The following is a 5,639-nucleotide window of genomic DNA, read 5'->3' on the forward strand; positions in this document are numbered from 1 at the left end:
ATCGAAAGAGTGAGCTTTCATGAGTAATAGGATAATTCAATTATAATGAAATTTGTATTTATATTGCGTCACCTTCGGTGATGATTACAAAGCAAAGGTATAATTAATTTAAAATTTAAAGAATTGGAATATATATAAGGTCGTTAATATATTTCAATTCTTTTATATTGCCCATCTGAAAATAAGTAATATTATTTATGCTTATTTAATATGTATAAGGTAAAGATTGTTTATAACGAGAGGAGAAGAGAATGAGGAGAGTTTTTATTACAGTACATTTGAAAAACGTCCTTCTATTAATCACTTCATTTATTGCATTTATAGTTATAACTTCTGTTTTAATAGTGGGAGTAGGAAATAATATAAGCTTAAATAATAGTAAAAACTCAGTAATTAAGTCAGAAGAATATAAAAATCCTAATAAAGATATTATTAAATATAGTTCACTTCCTAAAATTTCTAAAGTTAAAGTTTTCATGTCAAAAGAAAATACTGTAAAAGAAATTAATTTAGAAGTATATGTTGCTGGAGTTGTCGCTGCGGAAATGCCTGCTACATTTGGGTTAGAAGCTTTGAAAGCTCAAGCAGTGGCAGCTAGAACTTATGCATTAGCTCATGTTACGCAGCTAGGTGGAACGTTATGTAAAAATGGTTATGGAGCTAATTTATGTGATACAACTCACTGTCAAGCTTATATGACTAAGGAAGAACGTATGAAATTATGGGATAATAATTCAGCGCAGGAGCAGGATAATTGGAATAAGATTGAACTGGCGGTTGAAAGCACACTAGGACAAGTATTAATCTATAATGATAGCTTGGTAATGGAACCTTATTATTTTGCAACTAGTAGTGGGAAAACGGAAAATTCTGAGGAAGTATTTAGCAATAGTGTACCTTATTTAAGGAGTGTAGAAAGTCCAGGTGAAGAGAGATCGAGTAATTTTAAGACTAGCAATACTTTTAAGTATAAAGAGATAAGCCAAATTATAAATAATAATTATAATAATGCTAAGGTAACCTCAGATAAGATTAAAAATCAAATAGCTGTAATTGATAGGTCTGAGGCTGGAAGCGTTAAGAATATTAAGGTTGGGAGTATAACCATGACGGGCAGTAAATTTAGAACAATGCTCGGTTTAAAATCATCAAATTTTGAAATAAAGTTTAATTCAAGTGGCATAGAAATAGATTGCAGTGGATATGGTCATGGTGTAGGAATGAGCCAATGGGGTGCAGATGCAATGGCAAAGCAAGGGAAAAATTATATTGAAATATTAACTCATTATTACCAAGGCACTATGGTAACTAAATGAAAATTTGATAAAGCTGGTTATCCTATGTAAGAAAGGGATAATCAGCTTTATTTTTTTATGAGTAAATTTCATTGGAGTTGATGATTTAAGTGAAATTAGTAAGGAATAATAAAAATAAAAATAAATTTTATAAAATATGTATGTTTTAAGGCTTTATGGACAAAAATACAAGTGGAGGTGTTTACATGGATAAGAAACCAAATAATAAAGCACTAAATTTTTTCAAGAAGGAAGGCTTCTATGTAATTTTATTTGTTTGTTTATGTATAGTAGCTACAGTGGCGACTATAACAGCAAATAATAATAAAAAGGTTGTAAGTAATCAGGAAATACAAAATGAACAAGCGGATGTAGCAAATGCTTTAAGAGAGCAAGAAAAAGAATATCAGGGAGCTCTTCAGGTAAAAGAAGATTTAGCTAAGACTGAGGTGCTTAAACCAGTACCTAATATACAAAAGGTAACAACTGGAGATCTAACAGCTGCAGTTTCTAATACTGTTAATTCAGAGTTTGAGAAACCGGTAGCTAATGGATTACTAGCAAGAGCATATTCAAAAGATATTAGTTCGGTGGTGTGGAAGACTGACGGAAGCTACAGAACAAACTTAGGTATCGATATTCAGTCAAATATAGGTGAGCCAGTTGTAGCGGCTATGGATGGAATAATTAAAGAAGTTGGTACAGACGTTGCTGGTCAAAAGGGTAAAATGATTCTAATAGATCATCAAAATGGCTTTGTTACTAAATATTCTAATTTGGAAGAAAAAATATTAGTAAAATTAGGAGATAAGGTAACTAAAAAACAACAAATCGGTACAGTGGGAAACACTAGTTTAAATTCATTTAAAGAAGACTATGGACCTCATTTACATTTTGAAGTTTTGCAAAGTAGTAAGAACGTTGATCCTGCTAAATATGTAAAATATGAGAAGTATCAACCTGTAGAAGCTAAACAATAACCAATAACCATACCAATTAGTCATTTTTCGTAAATATATCGTATGATGACTAATTGGAATGGAATTTAAAAGCAAGGTATTGCATATTTATAAATATACAAGGGTTTAGGAGGTAACACTTTGAAAGACTATATTGAAGATCGAGTACTAGAAGTTGCTAAGTATATTATTGATTCAAAAGCTACAATAAGAAGAACTGCCAAAGTGTTTGGAGTTAGCAAGAGTACTATACACAAGGATATGACGGAAAGATTGCCTACGATAAATCTTCAAATTGCTAACGAAGCAAAAACAGTTTTGGATTTAAATAAAGCTGAGAGACATATTAGGGGAGGAAAGGCAACACGCTTAAAATACAAAGTAGTAGAAGGATAAAACACTTCAAGCTAAAAACTATAAAAAAATATTAAATTTAATAGAGGGTTTTTTTATAGCTTTATAGAATAGAGTTTAGTAGAATAAAATAACGAATATACTAAAGAGCAGGAGTGAGTTTTGAGATGTTTTTTTTTAGAATAGGTACAGACATGGGAATAGATTTAGGTACAGCCACAGTTCTTGTATACATTAAAGGTAAAGGTGTTATCTTAAAGGAGCCATCTGTTGTTGCTATAGATAGAAATAATAATAGAGTATTGGCAGTTGGAGAAGAGGCCAGGCAGATGATAGGAAGAACACCAGGGAATATTGTGGCCATACGTCCTATGAGGGACGGTGTTATTTCAGATTATGATATAACTGAGAAAATGTTAAAGCACTTTATAAAAAAGGCTTGTGGGAAAAAAAGGCTATCTGCTCCAAGAGTTGTGATATGTGTCCCTTGCGAAGCAACGGAAGTAGAAAGAAGAGCGGTAGAAGATGCAGCTAGGAATGCTGGAGCTAAGAAGGTTCACCTTATTGAAGAACCACTAGCAGCAGCAATCGGGGCAGGACTTGATATTACTCGCGCAAGTGGGAATATGGTTATTGATATTGGTGGAGGGACTACTGATATTGCAGTTATTTCTTTAGGTGGTATGGTTGTACGTGAATCAATCAAAGTAGCTGGAGATAAGTTTGATGAAGATATTATAAAATATATTAGGAAAAAACATAAGTTAATGATTGGTGAGAGAACTGCAGAGAATTTAAAAATTAACATAGGTTGTGCTCATAAACAAGATGAAGAGACAAGCATGGACATAAGAGGAAGAGACTTAATCACGGGTCTTCCTAAAAATTTAACAGTAACATCGGAAGAAATGCGAGAAGCTTTAAAGGACGCGGTATATTCAATAGCTGGATGTGCACATTCGGTCTTAGAAAAAACGCCACCAGAGCTTTCAGCAGATATAGCTGACAAAGGTATAGTTATGACTGGTGGAGGTTCATTGTTAAAAGGATTAGATAAACTTATACAAGAAATTACTAAAGTCCCAGTATACCTGGCAGAGGATCCAATTTCATGTGTAGCACTCGGAACAGGTAAAGTATTGGAATACATGGATAAACTAGGCAGTTCATTTAACGTAGGAGATATATATTTAACGGATTAAAAAGTGTAAACAAGCTATAAAAATAAGCAATACAATTATTTGTTTAATTGTATTGCCTTATTTTTGTTTTCATGCGCCTTTGCGAAATTTCTTAAATTTAAAACTCGGATAATTATTTAAAGTGAATTAATATTACAGTTTAGATGATGATGAACAATTTTCTTCATCGGTAAGTGAATACAAATAATATGAATGCAAAAGGGATCTGCTTAAAACATTAGCAATTTCCATTACTAAACTTAATCTTATGTTTCTATTAGTGAAAAGTTCACTGTCATCACTTGAATCTACTATACCTATTAATGAAACATTGCCTACCTTAGGTAGTGTTTTTCCTACGCCTTTACCAGGATGAATCGGATAATTTCTAGCTTGGATTTCGCCAATATTTGAAACGTCGCCTAAACATGCATCTACACCTATTATAGTACAATTTGGGTGCAAAGCATTTATTTCAGATAATTTACTATCGATGTTTAAAGCGTGAATTGGATTGTCTATGGTGCCATATACAGGTAATGGAAAGGAGCTATCTTTTAAAAATGTGCCAACTAAAGGGCCTAGACAATCACCTATACATCTATCGGTGCCTATGCAGACAACTAAAGTATTTTTGTCAATATAGTCTTTTAGAAAATTAGAAATTGTATAGTATGCTAAAGGATCTTTATAATGGGTTTTAGCTTTACTCAAGAAATATACCTCCTTGTATTACACTTAGAAAAAACAATTATAAATTATTTTCCTATGAATAATTTATATGAATAAATTCTGCGTATTATTATGATAAAAGAATAAAAAAATGATTAGTTGGCAAATAATCTATATATATATTAATCTGTTGAGGTGATTTTTTTATGAAAAGAATTTATTCATTATTTATTATCATATTTTCTACCCTTGCAAGTGTGACTACTATGGTGTCGTGCGATTATTCAAATAACTCAAAGCAAGTGGCTGAGTATAACAAAGTGTACGTACCTAAAATCTCTATTACTAATGATACTAGAGATAAAGAAGTGAAAAAAAATGAGGATAAAGTTTTAAATACTAAAGATGATTTAGATGGTGCTGAATTATTTCAGAAAAAATTAAGTGATGATTATAAAAGCGAAGATAATAAGAATAGTGATAGTTTTGATGGAGATGTGGGGAAAAGTGAAAATAGTTTAGAAAGTTATTATAATTACATAGAAAATGAACAATCAGTATTTAAAGTATCAACAGGAAAAATACAAGAAAATCTAACTACTTCTGATAAAATAAAGTTACTATATGTGAGTATGAAGCTCGGAAGAGAGGATTATAAAAAGGTGAAGGAATATTTATATGCAGTGGATGCTGAGGAGGGTGTTCTTGATGCGCTTAAACTATTAAAAGAAGATTTATCAAAAAATGAATATGAAAAAGTACGGAAAATCGCTGGTAGGTTTATAGATATGGATGCTGCAGAAAGTCAAGAATAGTTGTATGTGATTAAGCCATATAAAAAGATATAATTAATTTTTTATAAATGATAATAAGTTATATTGGTGTTTAATACTGAGTAAATATGCGAATAATATAGTAATGTAGAGAAGAAGTCGTGTATTGAAAAAAAATGGACTTGAAGTTATTTAATTAAAGTTGTATAATGATTCTTGTCGACACGATAAAAACATAATATGCTGGCATGGCTCAACGGTAGAGCAGCTGACTTGTAATCAGCAGGTTGTAGGTTCAATTCCTATTGCCAGCTCCACATGGAGGAGTTCCCGAGTGGCCAAAGGGGGCAGACTGTAAATCTGTTACGTAATGTTTCGATGGTTCGAATCCATCCTCCTCCACCA

6 protein-coding genes and 2 tRNA genes are annotated in these 5,639 nt (G+C 31.8%); 7 read left to right on the forward strand and 1 reads right to left on the reverse strand.

Annotated elements, in window-relative coordinates; genetic code table 11:
• Positions 1-251 precede the first annotated feature (251 nt).
• The 4 genes from spoIID (at position 252) to JJE11_RS13650 (ending at position 3,810) form a co-directional block, all read left to right on the forward strand.
• Complete coding sequence (gene spoIID, locus JJE11_RS13635; RefSeq protein WP_291636513.1) at positions 252-1,316, forward strand: stage II sporulation protein D; 1,065 nt, start codon at positions 252-254, stop codon at positions 1,314-1,316.
• A gap of 185 nt (positions 1,317-1,501) precedes the next feature.
• Entirely contained in the window at positions 1,502-2,275 is a 774-nt protein-coding gene (locus JJE11_RS13640; protein ID WP_291636515.1) for a M23 family metallopeptidase, read from the forward strand.
• 120 nt (positions 2,276-2,395) lie between these two features.
• A complete protein-coding gene (gene spoIIID / locus JJE11_RS13645; RefSeq protein ID WP_291636517.1) occupies positions 2,396-2,650 on the forward strand; it encodes a sporulation transcriptional regulator SpoIIID in 255 nt (84 codons plus the stop codon).
• A gap of 125 nt (positions 2,651-2,775) precedes the next feature.
• Positions 2,776-3,810, forward strand: a complete 1,035-nt coding sequence (locus JJE11_RS13650) for a rod shape-determining protein (RefSeq protein ID WP_291636519.1) — start codon at positions 2,776-2,778, stop codon at positions 3,808-3,810.
• A 132-nt stretch (positions 3,811-3,942) separates the two neighbouring features.
• Here JJE11_RS13650 and yyaC read toward each other — a convergent pair whose 3' ends face one another.
• A complete protein-coding gene (gene yyaC / locus JJE11_RS13655; RefSeq protein WP_291636520.1) occupies positions 3,943-4,503 on the reverse strand; it encodes a spore protease YyaC in 561 nt (186 codons plus the stop codon).
• 164 nt (positions 4,504-4,667) lie between these two features.
• Here yyaC and JJE11_RS13660 point away from each other — a divergent pair, with 164 nt between their 5' ends.
• The 3 genes from JJE11_RS13660 to JJE11_RS13670 all read left to right on the forward strand — a co-directional run bounded on the left by JJE11_RS13660 (position 4,668) and on the right by JJE11_RS13670 (position 5,639).
• Positions 4,668-5,276 (forward strand): hypothetical protein, encoded by a 609-nt coding sequence (locus tag JJE11_RS13660; RefSeq protein WP_291636522.1) that lies wholly within the window; start codon positions 4,668-4,670, stop codon positions 5,274-5,276.
• A 200-nt stretch (positions 5,277-5,476) separates the two neighbouring features.
• Positions 5,477-5,551 (forward strand) — tRNA-Thr (locus tag JJE11_RS13665).
• Positions 5,552-5,554: 3 nt separating this feature from the next.
• Positions 5,555-5,639 (forward strand) — tRNA-Tyr (locus tag JJE11_RS13670).

This window comes from Clostridium sp. (assembly GCF_016650095.1).
Classification (GTDB): domain Bacteria; phylum Bacillota; class Clostridia; order Clostridiales; family Clostridiaceae; genus Clostridium_AD.

Coding starts and splice junctions, on each gene's coding strand:
- JJE11_RS13650 (WP_291636519.1), top strand. CDS start 2,776: ATGTTTTTTTTTAGAATAGGTACAGACATGGGAATAGATTTAGGTACA.
- spoIID (WP_291636513.1), top strand. CDS start 252: ATGAGGAGAGTTTTTATTACAGTACATTTGAAAAACGTCCTTCTATTA.
- JJE11_RS13640 (WP_291636515.1), top strand. CDS start 1,502: ATGGATAAGAAACCAAATAATAAAGCACTAAATTTTTTCAAGAAGGAA.
- JJE11_RS13660 (WP_291636522.1), top strand. CDS start 4,668: ATGAAAAGAATTTATTCATTATTTATTATCATATTTTCTACCCTTGCA.